General features: G+C 71.4%; 18 protein-coding genes. 11 read left to right on the forward strand and 7 right to left on the reverse strand.

What is annotated here, in order from left to right:
* Nucleotides 1-69: 69 nt before the first annotated feature.
* Together ABT008_RS11635 and ABT008_RS11640 are read left to right on the forward strand one after the other, a co-directional pair.
* Nucleotides 70-666, forward strand: a complete 597-nt coding sequence (locus ABT008_RS11635; RefSeq protein WP_350695772.1) for a LysE/ArgO family amino acid transporter — start codon at nt 70-72, stop codon at nt 664-666.
* Nucleotides 667-681: 15 nt separating this feature from the next.
* Nucleotides 682-2121: a GuaB1 family IMP dehydrogenase-related protein gene (locus ABT008_RS11640; RefSeq protein ID WP_350695774.1), complete on the forward strand. Its 1440-nt coding sequence runs from the start codon at nt 682-684 to the stop codon at nt 2119-2121.
* A 14-nt stretch (nt 2122-2135) separates the two neighbouring features.
* Here ABT008_RS11640 and ABT008_RS11645 read toward each other — a convergent pair whose 3' ends face one another.
* Nucleotides 2136-2738 carry a TetR/AcrR family transcriptional regulator gene (locus ABT008_RS11645; protein ID WP_350695776.1) on the reverse strand — a complete coding sequence of 201 codons (603 nt, stop codon included), beginning with the start codon at nt 2736-2738 and terminating at the stop codon, nt 2136-2138.
* Nucleotides 2739-2823: 85 nt separating this feature from the next.
* Between ABT008_RS11645 and ABT008_RS11650 the strand changes: the two genes are divergently transcribed.
* The gene (locus ABT008_RS11650) at nt 2824-3267 is read left to right on the forward strand and encodes a DoxX family protein (RefSeq protein WP_350695777.1); all 444 of its coding nucleotides are present in this window, start codon (nt 2824-2826) and stop codon (nt 3265-3267) included.
* A 504-nt stretch (nt 3268-3771) separates the two neighbouring features.
* Entirely contained in the window at nt 3772-4416 is a 645-nt protein-coding gene (locus ABT008_RS11655) for a DUF998 domain-containing protein (RefSeq protein WP_350695779.1), read from the forward strand.
* Here ABT008_RS11655 and ABT008_RS11660 read toward each other — a convergent pair.
* Nucleotides 4394-5797, reverse strand: coding sequence for an NAD(P)H-quinone dehydrogenase (locus tag ABT008_RS11660; protein WP_350695780.1), 1404 nt, complete (start codon nt 5795-5797; stop codon nt 4394-4396). The genes ABT008_RS11655 and ABT008_RS11660 overlap by 23 nt on opposite strands.
* 106 nt (nt 5798-5903) lie before the next feature.
* Here ABT008_RS11660 and ABT008_RS11665 point away from each other — a divergent pair, with 106 nt between their 5' ends.
* On the forward strand, nt 5904-6359 hold the full coding sequence (locus tag ABT008_RS11665; RefSeq protein WP_350695781.1) for a gamma-glutamylcyclotransferase: 456 nt from the start codon (nt 5904-5906) through the stop codon (nt 6357-6359).
* Nucleotides 6360-6477: 118 nt separating this feature from the next.
* On the opposite strand, the gene ABT008_RS11670 is transcribed toward ABT008_RS11665, so the two are convergent.
* The 3 genes from ABT008_RS11670 to ABT008_RS11680 form a co-directional block, all read right to left on the reverse strand.
* The gene (locus ABT008_RS11670; RefSeq protein WP_350695783.1) at nt 6478-7215 is read right to left on the reverse strand and encodes an SCO6745 family protein; all 738 of its coding nucleotides are present in this window, start codon (nt 7213-7215) and stop codon (nt 6478-6480) included.
* Between the two features lie 74 nt (nt 7216-7289).
* Nucleotides 7290-8222: a hypothetical protein gene (locus ABT008_RS11675; RefSeq protein ID WP_350695784.1), complete on the reverse strand. Its 933-nt coding sequence runs from the start codon at nt 8220-8222 to the stop codon at nt 7290-7292.
* A gap of 4 nt (nt 8223-8226) precedes the next feature.
* On the reverse strand, nt 8227-8859 hold the full coding sequence (locus ABT008_RS11680; protein ID WP_350695786.1) for an MBL fold metallo-hydrolase: 633 nt from the start codon (nt 8857-8859) through the stop codon (nt 8227-8229).
* Between the two features lie 114 nt (nt 8860-8973).
* Between ABT008_RS11680 and ABT008_RS11685 the strand changes: the two genes are divergently transcribed.
* Nucleotides 8974-9999: a DUF4349 domain-containing protein gene (locus ABT008_RS11685; protein WP_350695788.1), complete on the forward strand. Its 1026-nt coding sequence runs from the start codon at nt 8974-8976 to the stop codon at nt 9997-9999.
* Here the strand turns inward: ABT008_RS11685 and ABT008_RS11690 are convergent.
* Nucleotides 9956-11218 carry an amidohydrolase gene (locus tag ABT008_RS11690; RefSeq protein ID WP_350695790.1) on the reverse strand — a complete coding sequence of 421 codons (1263 nt, stop codon included), beginning with the start codon at nt 11216-11218 and terminating at the stop codon, nt 9956-9958. The genes ABT008_RS11685 and ABT008_RS11690 overlap by 44 nt on opposite strands.
* Before the next feature lie 456 nt (nt 11219-11674).
* Nucleotides 11675-13261, reverse strand: coding sequence for an acyl-CoA mutase large subunit family protein (locus ABT008_RS11695; protein WP_350695791.1), 1587 nt, complete (start codon nt 13259-13261; stop codon nt 11675-11677).
* Between the two features lie 207 nt (nt 13262-13468).
* Here ABT008_RS11695 and ABT008_RS11700 point away from each other — a divergent pair, with 207 nt between their 5' ends.
* From ABT008_RS11700 to ABT008_RS11720, 5 genes are all read left to right on the forward strand, one after another.
* Nucleotides 13469-15559, forward strand: a complete 2091-nt coding sequence (locus ABT008_RS11700) for a serine/threonine-protein kinase (RefSeq protein ID WP_350695792.1) — start codon at nt 13469-13471, stop codon at nt 15557-15559.
* Nucleotides 15560-16046: 487 nt separating this feature from the next.
* A complete protein-coding gene (locus ABT008_RS11705) occupies nt 16047-17765 on the forward strand; it encodes a phospho-sugar mutase (RefSeq protein WP_350695793.1) in 1719 nt (572 codons plus the stop codon).
* 214 nt (nt 17766-17979) lie between these two features.
* Nucleotides 17980-18864, forward strand: a complete 885-nt coding sequence (locus tag ABT008_RS11710) for a helix-turn-helix domain-containing protein (RefSeq protein ID WP_350695795.1) — start codon at nt 17980-17982, stop codon at nt 18862-18864.
* A complete protein-coding gene (locus ABT008_RS11715) occupies nt 18857-19060 on the forward strand; it encodes a DUF397 domain-containing protein (RefSeq protein ID WP_350695797.1) in 204 nt (67 codons plus the stop codon). The genes ABT008_RS11710 and ABT008_RS11715 overlap by 8 nt, the downstream gene beginning before the upstream one ends.
* Nucleotides 19061-19378: 318 nt before the next feature.
* Nucleotides 19379-19933 (forward strand): hypothetical protein, encoded by a 555-nt coding sequence (locus ABT008_RS11720; RefSeq protein ID WP_350695798.1) that lies wholly within the window; start codon nt 19379-19381, stop codon nt 19931-19933.
* The last annotated feature ends 116 nt before the right edge of the window (nt 19934-20049 follow it).

Below are 20049 nucleotides of genomic sequence, written 5' to 3' on the forward strand. Positions count from 1 at the left end.
AGCTGAGCTTAACCGGATGAAGAATCTTTAGCTGGACTGATCCACGCCCGTGCTCCTACCGTCGGCACCGTGCTCACCTCTGTCGTCGCCGGTTTCTCCCTGTCCATCGCCCTCATCGTCGCCATCGGCGCGCAGAACGCCTTCGTGCTCCGCCAGGGCCTCCGCCGGGAACACGTGGTGCCGGTCGTCCTGACCTGCGCGATCTCCGACGCCCTGCTGATCGGCGTCGGCATCGCCGGAGTGGGGTCGGTGGTGGCGGCCCGACCCGACCTACTCACCGCGATCCGCTGGGGCGGGGCGGCCTTCCTGCTCGGGTACGCGGCCCTGGCCGCCCGCCGCGCGTGGCGTCCGAGCGCGCTCACGCCGGCCCAGCGGCCCCCGACGCGGCTCGGCGCGACGCTGCTGGCCTGCCTCGCCTTCACCTATCTCAACCCGCACGTCTACCTGGACACCGTGCTGCTGCTCGGTGGCATCGCGCAGCAGCAGCCGCACCGGTGGCTGTTCGGTCTCGGCGCGGCGGTGGCCAGTGTCGTCTGGTTCAGCGCGCTCGGCGCGGGGGCGTACCGGCTCGCGCCGATGCTCGCCCGGGCCCGGGTCTGGCAGGTGCTCGACGGCGTGATCGCGCTGGTGATGGTGGTGGTAGCGGTCGCGCTGCTGCTGAGCTGAGGGAATGATGGCCGGGTGCGGTTCCTCAATGGCGCGCCTGGCGCGTACGACCTGACCTACAACGACGTCTTCATGGCCCCGGCCCGGTCGGAGGTGGGCTCGCGACTGGACGTCGACCTGTCCACCGGCGACGGCACGGGCACCACGATCCCGCTGGTGGTGGCGAACATGACGGCGGTCGCCGGCCGGCGGATGGCCGAGACGGTGGCCCGGCGCGGCGGCATCGCGGTGATCCCCCAGGACATCCCGATCGAGGTGGTGGCCGAGGTCGTCGCCTGGGTCAAGCAGCGGCACCTGATGCACGACACGGCCATCGCGCTCGGCCCGACCGACACCGTCGGTGACGCGATCCACCTGTTGCCCAAGCGGGCGTACGGCGCGGTGATCGTGGTCGACGAGGAGGGCCGCCCGATGGGGGTGGTGACCGAGGCGGACACGGTCGGCGTGGACCGGTTCGCCCAGTTGCGCGACGTGATGTCGGCCGACCTGCACACGGTGCCGGTGGACGCGGATCCGCGTACCGGCTTCGACCGGCTCAGCACCGCGCGGCGGCGGTTGGCGCCGGTGGTGGACGGCGAGGGGCGGCTGGTCGGGGTACTCACCCGGCCGGGCGCGCTGCGGGCGACGCTCTACCGGCCCGCGGTGGACGCCCTGGGCCGGTTGCGCATCGCGGCTGCGGTGGGCATCAACGGCGACGTGGCGGGCAAGGCGTCCGCGCTGCTGGAGGCCGGGGTGGACACCCTGGTCGTGGACACCGCGCACGGCCACCAGGAGCGGATGATCAGCGCGTTGCGGACCGTCCGGAGTCTGGACCCGGGCGTACCGGTGGCGGCCGGCAACGTGGTCACTGCCGACGGCGTACGCGACCTGGTCGCGGCCGGTGCGGACATCGTCAAGGTCGGGGTCGGACCGGGCGCGATGTGCACCACCCGGATGATGACCGGCGTGGGTCGGCCGCAGTTCTCGGCGGTGCTGGACTGTGCGGCGGCCGCCCGTGAGCTGGGCCGGCACGTCTGGGCCGACGGCGGGGTACGGCATCCGCGTGACGTGGCGCTGGCGCTGGCCGCCGGGGCGTCGAACGTGATGGTCGGCTCCTGGTTCGCCGGCACCTACGAGTCGCCCGGTGACCTCTACACCGACGAGGACGGCCGGCGATACAAGGAGAGCTTCGGGATGGCCTCGGCGCGCGCGGTCAGCGCCCGCACCGCCGAGGACAGCCCCTACGACCGGGCCCGGAAGGCGATCTTCGAGGAGGGCATCTCGTCGGCCCGGATGTACCTGGACCCGACGCGGCCCGGGGTGGAGGACCTGATCGACGAGATCATCTCCGGCGTACGCAGCGCCTTCACCTACGCCGGGGCACGGAACCTGGACGAGTTCCACGAGCGGGTGCTGATCGGCGTGCAGAGCACCGCCGGCTACACCGAGGGGATGCCCCTGCCGACGAGCTGGTGACGGCCGGCGTTCGGTCAGCCGGGGTCCGCCGCCGGGGCGAAGAGGCGCCCGATCACCGTCCGGGCAACCTCTCGCGGGTCGTCACCCACACCGGGTGGTAGCGCGTCGGCCAGCCAGAGCGTGGCGAAGCCATGCACGATCGACCATGCGGCCAGGGCGTCACCAAGCGGCCCGTGCACGCCGCCCCGCCCGTCGCCGACGTCCGTCGAGGCGGCGGGCAGTGCCGTCACCCCGGCATGCAGGGCGGCACCGGCACGGTCCCGGGCGGCCCGGACCTCGGCGGCATCGGATCGGTAGAGATCGGGGTGGAACATCACCTCGAAGTGGGCGCGGTGCCGCACGGCGAAGTCGACGTACGCCACGCCGAGGTCCAGCAGTTCGCCGCCGGTCGATTCCAGCGCCTCGGCGAGCAGGTCGAAGCCCTGCACGGCGAGCGCGGTGAAGAGGCCGGCCCGGTCGCCGAAGTGGTGGGCCGGGGCGGCGTGCGAAACGCCGGCACGTCGGGCCAGGTCCCGCAGGCTCAGCGCCGCCGGGCCCGACTCCCTGATCGCCTCCTCCGCTGCGGCGAGTAGGGCGCGAGGCAGGTCGCCGTGGTGGTAGCCGCGGGTGCCGGTCATCACTCGATCCTATCTTGCCATTGACAAGATGCGCCATCACGAGCCAATCTTGTCGGCGACAAGATTGGTCTTCGAGGAGGTACCGATGGCTCCGCTGATCGCCCTGGTGGCGGGCACCGCGCTCGCCCGGCTGGCCGGCCTGGTCGGGATTTCCGTGCTCGACGGTTGGCATCCGGCCCTGCGGGTCGGGCTGGCCGTGATGTTCGTGCTGACCGGGATCGCACACTTCACCGGCCGGCGACGCGACCTGATCGAGATGGTCCCGCCCCGACTGCCCCGACCGGACCTGCTGGTCACGGTGACCGGCGTGCTGGAACTCGCGGGCGCGGCCGGCCTGCTGGTGCCGGCCACCGCCCGCTGGGCCGCTGCCGGACTGGCCGTACTGATGCTGGCGATGTTCCCGGCGAACGTCTCGGCCGCGCGCCGGGGACTCACCCTGGCCGGGCGCCCGGTCACCCCGCTCGGCGTCCGTACCGCACTCCAGGTCGTCTTCCTCGCCGCCGCCATCGCGGTCGCCGTCGGACCATGACCGATCACGCCGCCGGGTTTTCACCCCGTCATCAACGGCGGCGGGCGGACGGAAGGTGGCCGGGCCGCTGGCACGGGACCTGCCAGCGGCCCGGCGGCGGCCCGGGCGTCAGGAACGGGGGACCCGACGCCACGCCGGGCCGCGCGCCGACAACGGTACGCGTCCCGAACCCGATCCCGCGACCGTCGATCGGCGACGACCCTGCCCGATATCCCTGGTAGTGCCGCCGAAAGGTGCCCGACGACCCCGGAGCGGGAGACGGTGCGGCTGGTCATCAGCGCCCGCGACCGACGGGGTGATGTCGGACACTCCGTCACTCTCGGTATGTTCCGGTCAACTCACCTGGTGACCGGACAGAGGTGACACACCAGCGGAGCGGCACACCTCCGGCACCCCGACGCCGCTCACCGGGGAAAGCCGGATCGCCGCTCGGGGTGTCCCCGAGGACGGATTTCGGTGCTCGTCCCGGATCCGTCTGAGGTGCCCGCCGCGACAGGCTGAGCCATGCCTGCAACCCGGAACAGCGCGACGCTGGTACTCGGCGGCATCGCCCTCGCGGCCCTGCTCGCCGTGATCGGCCACGCGGGTGTCGAGGGTCTGGACCCGCTGAGCCTGACCGTCAGCGACTACGCCGTCTCCGAGTCCGGCGGCGCCATCCACCTCGCCATGCTCACCCTCGCCGCGGCCTCCGCCGTGCTCGTCCTGGGACTGCGCCACCTGGGCCGATCCGGGACTTCGACCGGTACGGGTCGCGGTCGCCTCGGCACGGCCCAGGTGCTGCTCGCGGCCTGGGCCGGCGGGCTGCTGCTGGCCGGACTGGTCCCGACCAACCCGCCCGGCACCGAGATGGGCACCGCCGCCTACGTGCACCGGTACGCCTCGGTGGTCGCCTTCCTGGCCCTGCCGCTCGCCGGTTGGCTGATCGCCGCACAGTTGCCCGCCACCGCCCGCACCGCCCGCTGGCTGCGCGGGCTGACCATCGCCAGCCTGCTCCTCGCCGCCGCGATGGTCTGGTCCGCCTACCCCGGCGACCGCGCGTACTACGGGCTGATCGAGCGCGCCCTCATCCTCGCGGAGGTGGCCCTGCTCACCGTCCTGGCCACCGCCGGGGGGAGGGTGGGGGCGGCTACTCCAGTTCGTGGAGCATGAGCTGGCGGGCGGCTTCGGTGAGCGAGCCGGAGAGGCTGGGATAGATGGTGATGGTCTGCGCCAGCTCGTTGACGGTGAGGTTGTTCTCCACCGCCATGGTGATCGGCAGGATCAGCTCACTCGCCTTCGGTGCCACCACCACGCCACCGATCACCTGACCGCTGGCCGGGCGGCAGAACAGCTTGACGAATCCGTCGGCCACCTCGTCCATCTTCGCCCGGGCGTTACCGGCCAGCGGCAGCATCACCTGCCGGGCCGGCACCTTGCCGGCGTCCATCTCGTCCTGCGACACGCCCACGGTGGCCAGCTCGGGGTCGGTGAAGACGTTCGCCGAGACGGTCCGCAGCCGTAGCGGCCGGACCGCCTCACCGAGCGCGTGCCACATGGCGATCCGGCCCTGCATGGCGGCGACACTGGCCAGCGGCAGGACGCCGGTGCAGTCGCCGGCCGCGTAGATGCCGGGGACGTTGGTGCGGGAGACCCGGTCCACGGTCACGTACCCGCCCCGGGCCAGCGTGACGCCGTACTCGGCCAGGCCCAGCTCCTCGGTGTTGGGGATCGAGCCGACCGCGATCAGCGCGTGCGAGCCGTACACCTTGCGACCGTCGGAGAGGACGACCTCGACGCCGTCGTCGGTCCGGCGGACCCCCTCGGCGCGGGAATTGTTCAGGATGCTCATGCCCCGGGCCCGGAAGACCCGCTCGATCGCCTGCGCCGCGTCGGCGTCCTCGTGCGGCATCACCCGGTCCCGGCTGGAGACCAGGGTCACCTCGACGCCCATCGCCAGGTAGGCGCTCGCGAACTCGGCGCCGGTCACGCCGGAGCCGACCACGATCAGGTGCTCGGGCAGCTCGGGCAGGTCGTACACCTGCCGCCAGGTCAGGATGCGCTCGCCGTCCGGCACGGCGGTGGGCAGTTGGCGCGGGGTGGCACCGGTGGCGACCAGCACCGTCGAGGCACTGATCGAGTACGGCGCATCGCCGCCGTCCGGCGTGACGATCACCCGGTGGGTGTGGCCCAGGGTGTCCTCGCCCAGCCGGGCCCGCCCGGAGACGAAGGTGACCCCGGCCTTGAGCAGCTTCGCGTGGATGTCGGAGGACTGCGCCAGAGCGAGCCGCTTGACCCGCTCGTGGACCGCCCGGGCGTCGACGGTCACCGCCTCCAGGCCGTCGGAGTGCACCCCGAACACCTCGGTGTCGCGGTATCCGGTCACCACCTCGGAGCTGGCGATGAACGTCTTCGACGGTACGCAGTCGGACAGCACGCAGGCACCGCCCGCGCCGTCGGACTCCACCACGGTCACGTCGGCGTCCAGTTGAGCGGCGACCAGCGCGGCCTCGTAACCGGCCGGCCCCCCGCCGATGATCACGATCTGGCTCACCACGACCGCCCTTCGTCCATGCTCACAGTGACTTTCTTCTCCCCGACGCGTCCGACACGCACCGTCGTATTCTCCCCCACGCGCCCGTCGGGCTATCGTCATCGCCGTGCGTCTCTACGCCGCCTACGGCTCGAACCTGGACCCTGCCCGAATGCGTGCCTACTGCCCGCATTCCCCCATGGTGGGCATCGGCTGGCTGGAGGGCTGGCGACTCACCTTCGCCGGTGAGGACGTCATCGGCTGGGAGGGTGCCGTCAGCACCGTGGTCGAATCCCCCGGCGACCGGGTCTTCGTGGCGCTCTACGACATCCACCCGTACGACGCGGCCCAGCTCGACGAGATCGAGGGCGTCACCTCCGGCACGTACCGGAAGCTGACCGTCCGGGTCTCGACGCTGGACGGCGACGTGACAGCGTGGGTCTACGTCTTCGACGGCTACGAGGGTGGTCTGCCCACCTCGTGGTACGTCTCGGAGATCGCGAACGCCGCCGAGAAGGCGGGCGCGCCGGACGACTACGTCGTCGAGCTGCGGTCCCGCCCCACCGGCACGGCGTCGGCCTAGCGCGTCTCCCACGCCCCCAGTCTGCTACCGACCGGCGACACCCCGCCCGGCACCCCCGCCGAGCCGGACGCCGGTCACAGCCGGGCACGCCCGGTCAGCCCTGCGTGTGCGCGTCCGGTCAGCCCTGCGTGTGCGCCCGCGCCTCGGCCAACAACTCGACCAGTTCGGCGCCCTCGGTCGGGCCGAGCGCGGCGAAGGCGGGCGCCACCAGGCGGTCGGTCACCGCCTCGGCCCAGAGCCGGCGACGCACCAGCGGCCCGACCGGCGGGTACGGCGGCGGCCACCCGCAGGCCACCGCACCGCTCTCGCCCTCCGGCCCGGCCAGCACCGCCTCCAGCGGCGTCATCCCGCAGGCCCGTACGGCCACCAGGTGCGCGCCGGTGAAGTGCTCCCGGAGCAGGCGCAGCCCAGCGGCGGCCCGGGCACCCGGGCTCCCCGGCTCGGACGGCACGGCCCGCCAGGCGGCGAAGAGCGGCATGGCGCTGGCGTCGGCCGCCGCGACGGTCCGTTCCACGAGGGTGGCGAGCCGGTCGACGTGGGGCAGGGCGGCCAACCGGTCCTCGCCCCAGCGGCAGCACTCGGCCAGGCTGGCGGCGGCCACCTCGGTGGGACGTACGGTGCGGGCGGCGGCGTCCCAGCCGTCGGCGACGGCGTCGGGGGCGATGAACCCGAGTGCGGCGGCGACCGTCTCGGCGCGTACGTCACCGAGTGCCCCGGCGCGCCCGGTGACGTAGAAGGCCCAGCCGGAGATGCCGAGGAGCCGGGCTCGACGCAGCGTGGTGGGGCATCGGCCGTACGCCTCGCCGAGCGCGAGCACCGCCGGCTTGCTGGCCGCCGCCACCTGTTCCGGGGTCATGCCGTCCCGCCCGGAGCGCAGCCGCCCGAGGGTCCGTCCACGAAGGATCCGACCGAAGGTCCGTCCATGACGGATCAGTCTGCCGCGCCGTCCCCCCGCTCGGCATCCCCCTCCTCGGCGGTCAACGCCTCCATCGCGGCCTCCACCTCCCCGGTACGTCGCCGGGCGACGGCGGCGGACCGTTCGGCGGCCCGGCGGGCCAGTCGGGACCGGCTCAGTTCCTGCTCGGCGATGGCCCGGCGGCGTTCCAGCTCGGCCAGTTCCGTCTCGACGGCGTCCAGGGCGGTCGTCCCGTCGCGCTCGGCGGACTGCGCCGCGTCGAGGTCCGTCTCGGCCCGTTCCTGGTCGGTACGCGCCCGGGCCAGCTCCTTCTCCAGCGCCTTGCGGCGGCGGGCCAACTCGGCGCGGGCGGCTCGTCGGGCCTGTTCGGCACGCATCGCGCCGCGGTCCGGCGGGCGGGCGGGTGTCGCCGGTGCGGGCGGCTCCTCCCCGCCGGTGACCAGCCGCAACTGTGGCCGGGGCACCTCGCCGAACCCGGCGTAGTGGGCCGGGCGAAGCAGCCGACCGGACCGCACCTGCTCGGCCACGCCGGGGTCGGCGAGGGCCGCGTTCAGGGTCGCCTCGACCTCGGCCAACGGCAGCTTCCCGGCCGACGGCGCCCCCGGCACGTCGGCGGCGAGCCGGCGTACCTCGGCGACCAGGGCGGAAACTACGGACCGCCGCTGCGCGGACAGCTCCCGCAGGCGCGGGCCGCGCAGCTCGCGCTGGGCGTCCCGCAACGCGTCGGCCAACTGCGCCAGGTCGTCGACCAGCTCGGGACGCTCGACGGCGAGCAGGTTGACCAGCCAGGCGGCCACCGTGGGGCGGCGCAGTCGGGCGATCTCGCGGGCCCTCCGCCCGTCCCCGGCGCGCCGGGCCTGCGCCACCGCGGCGTCGCGGGCGGCGACGAACCGGTCCGGCGGCGTGCGGTAGAGCTGCGCCACCGGGTCGGACGGAGGTTCGGGCATCGGCTCAGCCGTCGATTCGGCTGCCCGGCTCCAGCCGCTGGTACTCGCTGCCGGACAGGGCGGTGTACTGCCGGTCGAGTACCGCGAGGCCGTGGGTGTTGAGCAGGGCGTCGTGCAACGCGAAGACCCGGCGCGGGGAGACCGCCCGGATGAAGTCGACCACCTCGGAGAACTTCGACCAGGGTGCGTGAATCGGGGCGAAGAGCGTGTCGACCTGGATGTCGTCCGGCACGAACAGCGCGTCTCCGGGGTGGTAGACCACCTCGTCGAGCAGGTAGCCGAGGTTGTCGACGAGCGGGATGTCGGGGTGGATCACCGCGTGCCGGCCGCCGTAGGCGCGGACCGGGACACCGGCGGCGGTGAACGTGTCACCGGGGGCGACCGGGCGCAGCGCCTCGGCCGCGTCGCCGAGCGGTCCGGCCACCGAGGCCGGTCCGTGGATGGTGAACGGCCGCCGGGCCAGTTGCCGGTTGATCGCTTCGGCGTCCACGTGGTCCTGATGCTCGTGGGTGATCAGGACCGCGTCGGCCCCGTCCAGTGCCACGGCGGCCTCGCTGAACGCTCCCGGATCGACGACCAGCACTCCCCCGTCGTGCTCGACCCGCAGGCACGAGTGGGCGTACTTGGTGATCCGCATCGTGATGCCTCCCATATCGAATCGTGACCGTCCTGAGCGCAGTCTGCCGGAACCCGGGGGACAGCGCTCGACGTCCGAGCTATCACCCGCTCCGGGCCGAGGAAGGGAACGTTGATGACACCGACAAGAACCCGCCGTCACGCGGCGGCGGGAATGACTGCGCTGGTCATGCTGCTGGTGGTGACCGGCTGCGGCAGCGGCGACAGCGGCAGCGACAGCGCGGCGACCTCCGACGAGGCGGGCCGCGCCGCCGCGCCGCAGGCGGTGGACGGCGCCGGTCCGGCGGACCAGCGGGCGGGTGCCGGTCCGGCGGGCGAGCGCGGTGGTGCGGGCGCGGCGGCGGACACCCGGGTCGACCAGCGGTCCATCGTCTACACCGGGTCGATCCGGGTGAAGGTGGACGACGTGGAGGCCGCCGCGCGGGCGGCGTCCGACGCGGCCACCCGGGCCGGCGGCTTCGTCGGCGGCGACCAGCGCCGCAGCTCGGACGCGGACGCGGTGGCGGAGCTGACGCTACGGGTACCGGCAGACCGGTTCTATCCGGTCGTCGAGGAGTTGGCGGGTCTCGGTCGGCAGGAACGCCGACAGATCGACACCGAGGACGTCACCGAGGAGACCGTCGACCTCGACGCGCGGATCGCCACCCAGCGGGCCCGGGTGGAGAGCGCGCGCCGGCTGCTCGACCGGGCCGACTCGATCGCCGACCTGGTCAGCCTGGAGAACGAGTTGGCCCGTCGGGAGGCCGACCTCGCCTCGCTGGAGGCGAAGAAGCGCCGGTTGGCCGACCTGACCGCGCTCTCCACGATCACCGTCAGCCTGGTGGGGCCGGACGCCAGCACCGCCGACGAGGAGCGGGAGATCGGCTTCCTGGCCGGGCTGAGCGGGGGCTGGACGGTCTTCCTCGCCTCGATGACGGTGCTGCTCACCGTGCTCGGCGCGGTGCTGCCCTGGCTGCTGGTCCTCGGCGTACCGCTGGCGGCGCTGTGGTGGCTGAGCCGTCGCCGTCGCCGACGCCGCCGCGTCCGCCCCGAGCCGGCGCTGGTCGTGCCGGTCGGCACGCCGCCACCGCCCGGGGTGGACCCGAGGTCGTCGTCGGTCAGCGAGCCGCCGCCAGTGCCTGGAGCGCGGTCTGCACCATGAGTCGTACGCCCGCCGGGATGGCCCGTTCGTCCACGTCGAACGACGCCCGGTGCAGGTCCACGTTCGGCCCGGAGCGGCCGACCCCGAGTCGGGCCAGTGCGCCGGGGACGTACTCCAGATACCAGGAGAAGTCCTCGCCGCCCATGCTCTGCGGGGTTTCGGCGATACCCTCCGGGCCGAGCGCGGCGACGGTGGCCGAGGTCAACACCTTGATGGCCGCCGCATCGTTGCAGACCGGTGGGCGTCCCCGCAGGTACTCCAGGTCGACCGTGGCCCCGGTCGGGGCGATCACGTCCCGGACCACCTGCGTGACGATCTTCGGGGCCCGTTCCCAGGCGTCCCGGTCCATCACCCGCAGCGTGCCGGAGGCGGACGCCTCGGAGGGGATGACGTTGTAGCGGGTGCCGGCGGAGGCGTGCCCGAAGACCAGCAGCAGCCCGCTGTTGGCCGGCACCCGGCGGCTGATCAGCGCCGGCACCTCGGTGATCAGCCGGCCGAGCGCGTCGACCAGGTCCACGGTCAGGTGTGGGCGGGCGGTGTGCCCGCCCGGTCCGGTCAACCGGACGGTGACGTTGTCGGCGGCGGCGGTGATCGGCCCGACCCGCAGGCCGACCTTGCCGACCGGCTGGTTCGGGTCGCAGTGCAGCGCGAAGATCTGCACCACGTCGTCCAGGCCGCCCGCCTCGATCACTTCGAGCGAACCGCAGGGCAGGATCTCCTCGGCCGGCTGGAAGATCAACCGGACCCGGCCGGGCAGCTCGCCCAGGTCGGCGAGCTGGGCGAGCAGCATGCCGACGCCGAGCAGGATCGTGGTGTGCACGTCGTGCCCGCAGGCGTGGCAGACCCCGTCCACGGTGGAGCGGTACGGCACGTCCTTGACGTCGGTTAGCGGCAGCGCGTCGATGTCGGCGCGCAGCGCGATCACCGGCCCGTCGGGGCGGCCGTCGACGTCGCAGATGACCCCGTTGCCCTTGGGCAGCATGCGGGGGCTGAGCCCGGCCAGGGTGAGTTCCCGGGCGATCAGGGCGGCGGTGTCGAACTCCTGACCGGACAGCTCCGGATGCGCGTGAATGTGACGGCGCGTGGCGATCAGGCCCGGTACCCGGAGGGCGAGCAGGTGGTCCAGCTCGGACGGCAGGGGCTGGCCACCGGTCGGTGGCGCCTCGGGCCAAGACGACGCCAATTGCTCGCCGGTCGGCATAGTCAACGCACTCGTCACGTCGAATTCTCGATCACTAGAAATGGATGGATCATCGGGGACAGCAGACAGCGTAGACCCCCGAAGGTAACTCTGCGCAACCTCGTTCCGGTGATGATCGGACCGCACAGCGTCACATATGCCCTGCTTGGAGTGCCCGTGGACGGGCTGGACAGCAGGTAGATCGCGTTCGTACGCAGTCATCCGCCCCCCACCTCCTACAACGCGTAATCGGCGTTTCGGGCGGAGAATCTTGTCGAAACTCGTCGCCCGTCGTTCCGAATTGTCGCATTAGTCGGCGCGATGAACTGACGGTACGACAATTACCCGACCACCCACGGCGATCAGCACCGGTGGACGTTCACACGTCCGGACCGCCGCCGACCGCACAGGGTGTGCGTCAACGAGATCATTCGGGCGGAGTACCCGGAGACGGCCGCTTCGACACGCACAGCGACCGTGAGAGTGGCGAGCGGCTCAGAACCGGTCGGTCGGGCGGTAGACGCCCCACACCTCGCGCAGCGCCCCGCACACCTCGCCGACGGTGGCCCGCTCGCGCAGGGCGGCCTTCATCGGATAGAGCACGTTGCCGGTGCCCGAGGCGGCCTCCCGCAACTCGTTCAGGGCCCGCTCGACGACCGCGCCGTCCCGCCCGGCGCGCAGCTTGGCCAGCCGCTCGCCCTGCGCCGCCTCGATGGCCGGGTCGACCCGCAGCGGCTCGTACGGCTCCTCGGCGTCGATGGTGAACCGGTTGAGCCCGACCACCACCCGCTCACCCGAGTCGATCTCCTGCGCGATCTGGTACGCGGACTGCTCGATCTCACGCTTCTGGAAGCCCGCCTCGATGGCGTCCACCGACGACCCGAACTCGAAGACCCGACCCATCAGCGCGTCCGCCGCCGCCTCGATCTCGGCGGTCATCGCCTCCACCACGTACGAGCCGGCGAACGGGTCCACCGTGGCGGTCAGGTCCGTCTCGTACGCGAGCACCTGTTGGGTACGCAGCGCCAACCGGGCTGCCTTCTCGGTGGGCAGCGCGATCGCCTCGTCGAAGCTGTTGGTGTGCAGCGACTGCGTGCCGCCGAGCACCGCGCCCAGCCCCTGCACCGCGACCCGGACCAGGTTGACCTCGGGCTGCTGGGCGGTCAACTGCACGCCTGCGGTCTGGGTGTGGAAGCGCAGCATCATCGACTTCGGGTTCTTCGCCCCGAACTCGTCGCGCATGAGGCGGGCCCAGATCCGCCGGGCCGCCCGGAACTTCGCCACCTCCTCCAGCAACGTGGTGCGGGCGACGAAGAAGAACGACAGGCGGGGCGCGAAGTCGTCCACGGCCAGCCCGGCGGCGATCGCGGCGCGGACGTACTCGACGCCGTTGGCCAACGTGAAGGCGATCTCCTGCACCGGGGAGGCACCGGCCTCGGCCATGTGGTAGCCGGAGATCGAGATGGTGTTCCACTTCGGCACCTCGGCCCGGCAGTAGCCGAACGTGTCGGCGACCAGCCGCAACGACGGCTTCGGCGGGAAGATGTAGGTGCCCCGGGCGATGTACTCCTTGAGGATGTCGTTCTGGATGGTGCCGTTGAGCGCGGCGCCCGGCACCCCGTTCTCCTCGGCGACGAGCTGATAGAGCAGCAGCAGCACCGAGCCCGGCGCGTTGATCGTCATCGAGGTGGAGACCTTGTCCAGCGGGATGCCGTCGAAGAGCAGCCGCATGTCCTCGATGGAGTCGATGGCGACCCCGACCTTGCCGACCTCGCCCGAGGCGATCGGGTCGTCGGAGTCGTACCCCATCTGGGTGGGCAGGTCGAACGCGACGGAGAGACCCATGGTGCCGGCCCGCAACAACTGGTGGTACCGCGCGTTGGACTCGGTGGCGGTGCCGAAGCCGGCGTACTGGCGCATGGTCCACGGGCGGGAGGTGTACATGGTGGGATAGACCCCACGCGTGTACGGGTACTCGCCCGGAGCGCCCAGCCGGGAGTCCAGATCACCCGGCAGGTGCTCCGCCGCGTAGACGCCCTCGATCGGGAAGCCGGACTCGCTTGACCGCCGCCGTTCGCTCATCACCGGATGGTAGGACGAATGTGCTGGTCACTGGGTGAGGGATAGCGCACACTCGGCCCTCCGGCGGCACCACCCGACGTGAGGACTCGCACACGTACCGTTCCGGACGGTAAACGTCCGCCGCGCCGGGTTTCGCATCGGGCGTCTGAACCAGCAAGATAGGGGGGTTGTGTCCCAGCCCCCTCGACTTCCCCCGGTGGCTTTTCTGTGACTCAGATCCCGACGTGGAGCGGCGGACCAGTCAGCACCCCCACCAACGGCCGCGCGACACCCGGCACCGTCATCGGTGACCGGTACTCGTTGCGTTCGACGGTGGGCAACGGTGGCATGGGCACGGTCTGGCGGGCCACAGACACACTTCTGCGGCGCGACGTGGCGGTCAAGGAGGTCGTCCTGCCGCCCGGCCTGGCGCCCAGCGACCGCGACGCCATGTACGAACGCACCCTGCGCGAGGCCCGCGCGGCAGCCGCCATCGCCCACCCGGCGGTGGTCCAGGTGTACGACGTGGTCACCGAGGCCGGGCGCCCGTGGATCGTGATGGAGCTGCTGGACGCCCGCAGCCTCGCCGACATGGTGATCGAGGACGGGCCGATCGCCCAGCGGGTGGTCGCCAAGATCGGCATCGCGCTGCTCGGCGCGCTGGAGGTGGCGCACGCCATCGGGGTGCTGCACCGCGACGTCAAGCCGGCCAACGTGCTGATCTGCTCCGACGGCCGCTGCGTGCTGACCGACTTCGGTGTCGCCCGGATGCCCACCGACGTGCAGCTCACCACGCCGGGGATGGTGCTGGGCTCGCCGCACTTCATCTCGCCCGAGCGGGCCATGGGCCAGGAGTTCGGCCCGCCCAGCGACCTGTTCTCCCTCGGCGTGACGCTCTACACCGCCGTGGAGGGTCGGCCGCCCTTCGACCGGGGTGACCCGATCGAGACGATGCACGCGGTGGTCGAGGACCCGCCGGCCCCGCCGCAGCGCAGCGGCCCGCTGACCCGGGTCCTGATGGGCCTGCTGGAGAAGGACCCGGCCCGTCGGCTCGACGTGCACACCGCCCGCGCCATGCTGCGCGAACTGCTCGCCGGCCCGCTGAGCAGCACCGCCTCCGCGGTCAATTCGATGACCGACCCCTATTCCGTGGTGCCGGTGCCGCAGCAGTCCGCGCCGATCACCGCGCCGGCCGCCCCCGCGAAGAAGTCCAAGTCCGCAAGTGAGATCGGCGGCCGGGCGATGCTCGCCCCCGGTGAGTCGCTGACCGACCGGCTGGCCGCACTGAGCCGGGGTGAGCGTCCCGGCAAGGCCGCCGCCACCAGTGCCGCCGCGATGGAGGACACCAGCGCCGACGCGTTGGCCCGCCCGGGTCAGCAGAACGCCGCCTCGTCCGCCGGCCGCACCTACGGCGGCGGGTCCGAGACGACCCAGCGCATCGGTGGGTCGGAGGCCACCCAGCGGATCGGCGGCGCGGACGCCACCCAACGCATCGGGGCCGACGCCACCCAGCACATCGGCGCGGACACGACGCAGCACATCAGTGCCGGGGCGTACGGGTTCGGTGCCCGGCCGGAGGCCACCCAGCAGCTCGGCGGCGACTACGGCGGTCGCTGGCCGGCGGCGCCCCGCCAGCCGTACGGCGCACCACCGCCGCCCGCCGGTGGGGGCGGCGGCCCGCTCGACAAGGCCAAGGGCGCAGGTGCCCGTGCGGTCGAGACCGTGAAGGGCTGGCCGCGCAAGGTCCAGCTCGCGGCGGCCGGTGGCCTGGTGCTGGTCCTGCTGATCGGCGCGGTGGCGCTCTCCGGCGGCGGCGGTGACCCGCCGCCGACCACGCCCGTTGCTGATCCGACTATCTCAGCCGATAAGAGTTCCGACATTGAGATGGAGGAACACTCGGCACGAGGGGTGCGGATAATGGTGCCGAAGGGCTGGACACGAACGACAGGCGGCTCGTACGTCGACTACACCGATCCAGAGGACAGCGGTCGCCGAGTTCGCATTCTCGTCGAGAGGTGGAGCGGCACGCCAACACGCTGGGCCGAAAGCGCTCAGAACTTTCTAAGAAATCAAAGCAATTCCTGCAAACAGCCATATGAGCAAATTGCTTTTAGAAGTTTGCAAGTTGCAGAACGCCCGGGCGTCGAGTTCGAATATACCTGCGGAGGGACGGCCCGCCATGGAATTTGGCAAGCAACCGTTCACAACAATAAGGCATACTCGTTCTATTTGACCTCAACTGACGCCCGCTTCGAGGAGAGCCGACCAATCTACGAAGAAATGGCGCAATCGTTCGAAATCACAGCAGCTACGAGCTAACGGGCCGGGGAGCGATTCCCCAGCCCCGCTAGCTCTACCTCTAGCAGCTACGGTCCGCACCACGCTCGGTGAGGTACGCATCAGAGACCCAGCCGAAGGGCTCACCACCGAGTGCATGCACGTAAGACCAGGTGGTAAGAGTTACACCGTCTCGGGTGACTGAATCCCCATAGTCCCAGCACCAAGGGGTTACGTACTCCCCGAGGAAGAGTCGCCCCTTCACAGCACAATTGAGGTGCGGACCAGTTCGAACCGCCACCTGGTCACCTGTTGCCCGAAGTGGGCCGTTGGTCGACGTGTCCCCCACAGGATGCGAGCAGGATGCGGCAGCAGGGCTCGAATTGACTCCCACCATCCCAATCGACACGAGCAGCGAAACTGACGCGATACGTGCAATCCTGGAGCGCAACCTCATACCGAAAATTCACCCCTCCATAGAAGTTTGCTTATATTCGAGGGTAACGATAAAGAGGGGAATGCGTCAACCATGGCGGCGGAGACCACTGACATCGACACCATCCGCGAGCAGGCTCAGCGCTGGCTCGCCGACGACCCCGACCCTGCTGACCAGGCGGAACTGCGGGCGGTGCTCGACCGACTGCCGGACAGTGCCGCCGAGCTGGCCGACCGCTTCGCCGGGCCGCTGACCTTCGGCACCGCCGGGCTACGCGGCCCGCTGCGCGCCGGCCCCAACGGCATGAACCTCGCCGTGGTCACCCAGGCCGCAGCCGGGCTGGTCGCCTGGCTCGCCGCCGAGGGCGGCACCGGCCCGCTGGTGATCGGGTACGACGCCCGACGCGGCTCCCGCGCGTTCGCCGAGCAGACCGCCCGGGTGGCCACCGGGGCAGGACGGCCGGCCCTGCTCCTCCCCCGCCCGCTGCCCACCCCCGTGCTGGCGTACGCGGTGCGGCAACTGGGTGCGGTCGCCGGGGTGATGGTGACGGCGAGCCACAACCCGCCGCAGGACAACGGCTACAAGGTCTATCTCGGTGCCGAACTGGGCGGGGACTCCGGTGCCGGAGCGCAGATCGTGCCGCCGGCCGACACCGGCATCGAGGCCGCCATCCGAGCGGTCGGCCCGCTGACCCGGGTGCCGCTCGGCCCCTCCGGCCAGGTGCTCGGTGACGACCTGGTCGCCGGGTACGTGGCGCGGGCGGTGCAGGTGGTGCCGCCCGGCGGCCCCCGGGACCTGACCGTGGCCTACACCCCGCTGCACGGCGTCGGCGCGGCGGTCCTCACCGCCGCCTTCGCCGCCGCCGGTTTCCCGACCCCCGGCGTGGTGCCGGAGCAGGCCGAACCGGACGCCGACTTCCCGACGGTCAGCTTCCCCAACCCGGAGGAGCCGGGCGCGGTGGACCTGCTGGTCGCGCTCGCCGACACCACCGGCGCGGACCTCGCCATCGCCAACGACCCCGACGCCGACCGCTGCGCCGTAGCGGTCCGGACCCCGGGCGGCGCGCCCTCTGCCCCCGTCGCGGGTGGGCCGAGCGGCGCAGCGGGCGGTGCGGGCTGGCGGATGCTGCGGGGGGACGAGGTCGGGGTGCTGCTCGCCGACCACCTGATGCGGCGTGGCGTGACCGGCCTGTACGCCACCACCATCGTCTCGTCGTCGCTGCTGCGGGCGATGTGCACCGCCCGGAACCTGCCCTACGGCGAGACGCTGACCGGGTTCAAGTGGATCGTGCGGGCCGGGGACGGCTCCGCGCCGCTGGTGTTCGGCTACGAGGAGGCGCTCGGCTACTGCGTCGCCCCCGACCACGTACGCGACAAGGACGGCATCACCGCCGCGCTGACCGTGGCCGAGTTGGCCGCCGACCTCAAGACCCAGGGCCGTACGCTCACCGACCGGCTGGATGAGTTGGCTGCCGAGTTCGGCGTCCACCACACCGATCAGCTTTCAGTCCGCGTCGACGACCTGCGGCTGATCGCCGACGCGATGGCCCGGATCCGGGCGGCGACCCCGGACACGCTGCTCGGTCAGCCGGTCACCGAGGCACGGGACCTGCTTCCCGAGGCGGACGTGATCATCCTGCGTACCGGGGCGGCGCGCGTGGTGATCCGGCCCTCCGGCACCGAGCCGAAGCTCAAGGCGTACCTGGAGGTGGTGGAAAAGGTCGCCGACGGTGACGTCGCAGCGGCCCGGGCTCGCGCGGAGAGCGCCGTCGGAGAGTTGCGGGGCGAGGTTGCGCGCGCTTTGGGGATGTAAGGAAGGGCACCTTATTAACGCCTCGTGCATAGCAGGGGTCCCCTCCTAACACCCGAGCACAATCACCGAGCGCTACCGCTTGCCTGCATTGAGCGCCAACAAATAGCATCACTCCATCAGCCATCGCCATTCCGCATTCGACGGAAACGCCTTCGCAATACGTTTCCTCGATAGCGCGAATTGGTTGCATTCTGGAACTGAGGAGTGTTGCACGGTGCATGCAACGAACGGTTCGACCGTCCCGCGACGGCAGCTCGGCAGGCTGCTCACCCAACTCCGGGTCGACGCCCGGGTCAGCATCGAGGCGGCAGCCGAGCAGTTGGACTGCTCGCGACAGAAGATCTGGCGGATCGAGCGCGGCCTCTCCCCGGCCAGAGGTCCGGACGTGCGCGTGCTCTGCGATCTCTACCAGGCAACTCCCGACCAGGCGAGCGTGCTGATCGGGCTCGCCGAGGTCGGCAAGGCCGAGGGGTGGTGGCACGCGTACGGCCGCTCCATCCCGGCCTGGTTCTCGCTCTACGTCGGACTGGAAAACGTGGCCAGTAGCGTGCGGCACTACAACGCCGAACTGGTGCCGGGACTGCTACAGACCCCCGAGTACGCCACCGCGCTCTTTCTGCACAACCGGCCCGAGTTGGGCGAGGAGGAACGGAAGAAGGCGGTGCACTTCCGAATCCAGCGGCAGGGACTACTGACCCGACGCCTCCCACCCGCTCCGGAACTGGCCGTGATGCTCAGCGAGGCGGTGCTGCGCCGCCCGGTGCCCGACCGGCCGGTGATGGCCGGTCAACTCCGCCACCTGCTTGCCGTCGGGCAACGGCACAACATCTCCATCCGCATCCTGCCGCTCGCCGCCGGCCCGCCACTCGCCGCCGAGGCGGGCACTTTCGTGCTGCTCGACTTTCCGGACTCCCTGCTCGGAAGCCCGTCCGAACCACCCACCGTCTATGTCGAAGGGCTCACCGGCGCGCTCTATCTCGACCAGCCGCACGAGATCGCCGCCTACGTGCGGGTCTGGCGAGGGCTGGAATCCATCGCGCTCGGGGAGAGAGAATCGACGGATCTCATCGATGCCATCCTGGGAGAGTGCTATGAGTGACCTGACCGGCGCGACGTGGCGCACCAGCACCCGCAGCGGCACCAACGGCGGCGACTGCGTCGAGGTCGCCGATAACCTGTCGGACGTCGTCGGCATCCGCGACAGCAAGGACCCGACCGGCCCGGCCCTCACCGTCACGCCGACCGCCTGGTCCGCCTTCGTCACCGCCGTCCGGACCGACCACCTGTCCCACTGACAGTCCCACTGACACCCTGCTCCACCGACTCGGCACCGGCGGCGTCACGGGGAATGCCCCGCACCCGTGGCCTGAGCGAGAAGCCGCGCTCGACCCGTCCGGCGTCACATATGCCGCCGTGCCCAGCGACCGACGTGGACGAGGCCGGTCTCCGCCGTCAGGTTCCATGCACAGTCGACCGAGGTGCATGGACCCTGCCGGGGACCTGGGTTCATCGCGAGCTTGACCATCACTGGGACAGTGGATGCCCGGAGCGCCAATTCGACTCAGGTTTCTTCGACCCATCAAAGCGCGCCATCCAGGGAGGATCCCGCATCAATGGACGTCATGATCCCGCTTCTCGTCGGGATTCCCATCGGTGTCTTTCAGTCGATTCTTATGCTCTGGATAGTCTTCCGGGTGCTCTCCCCACGACTTGCCTGGTCCGCGCCGATGGTCGTGACGCCGTCCGCAGCAGGCAAGGGAGCACCCGAACTCGTCGCCACGGTGTCCAACGTCGGGCATCGCGACGCGGTCGACGTGGCATTTCACGCCGACCTTCGAGTTGACCACGAAAGGACCGCCGACGGACTGACGCGCATCCTCATCAAGCTGCCACTGAACTCGTCGTGGATGCCCCGGATCCGCCGAGGCAGCTTCAGACGCGTTCGGATCGAGGACGTCCGTGTTCCCGCCAGCGAGTGGGAGCGCCTCAGACTTCGCACGGGAATCGCGGCCGACACGGTCGTCGACGCACTCCAGGCAAACCCGAACGCGCACGTCCGCTTGTACGGGCTGGCTTCGGATCCCTTCAGCGGCTCGCGTCAGGTGTTCGTGTCACTGGATCTCTACGCCCGCGACTTCAAGCCGGTCGAACCCCCGCTGGACTCCTAAGGGCCGTCCGGACCGTCCACCCGCCCACCGACCCTCGCCCCTCATCCCCCTCCCCCGCCGCACCACGCCGCGCCCCGCCCCGCCGCGCCGCGATCATGGAGTTGTGGCGGTCACAA

This window comes from Micromonospora sp. NPDC002389 (assembly GCF_040296095.1).
Classification (GTDB): Bacteria; Actinomycetota; Actinomycetes; order Mycobacteriales; family Micromonosporaceae; genus Micromonospora.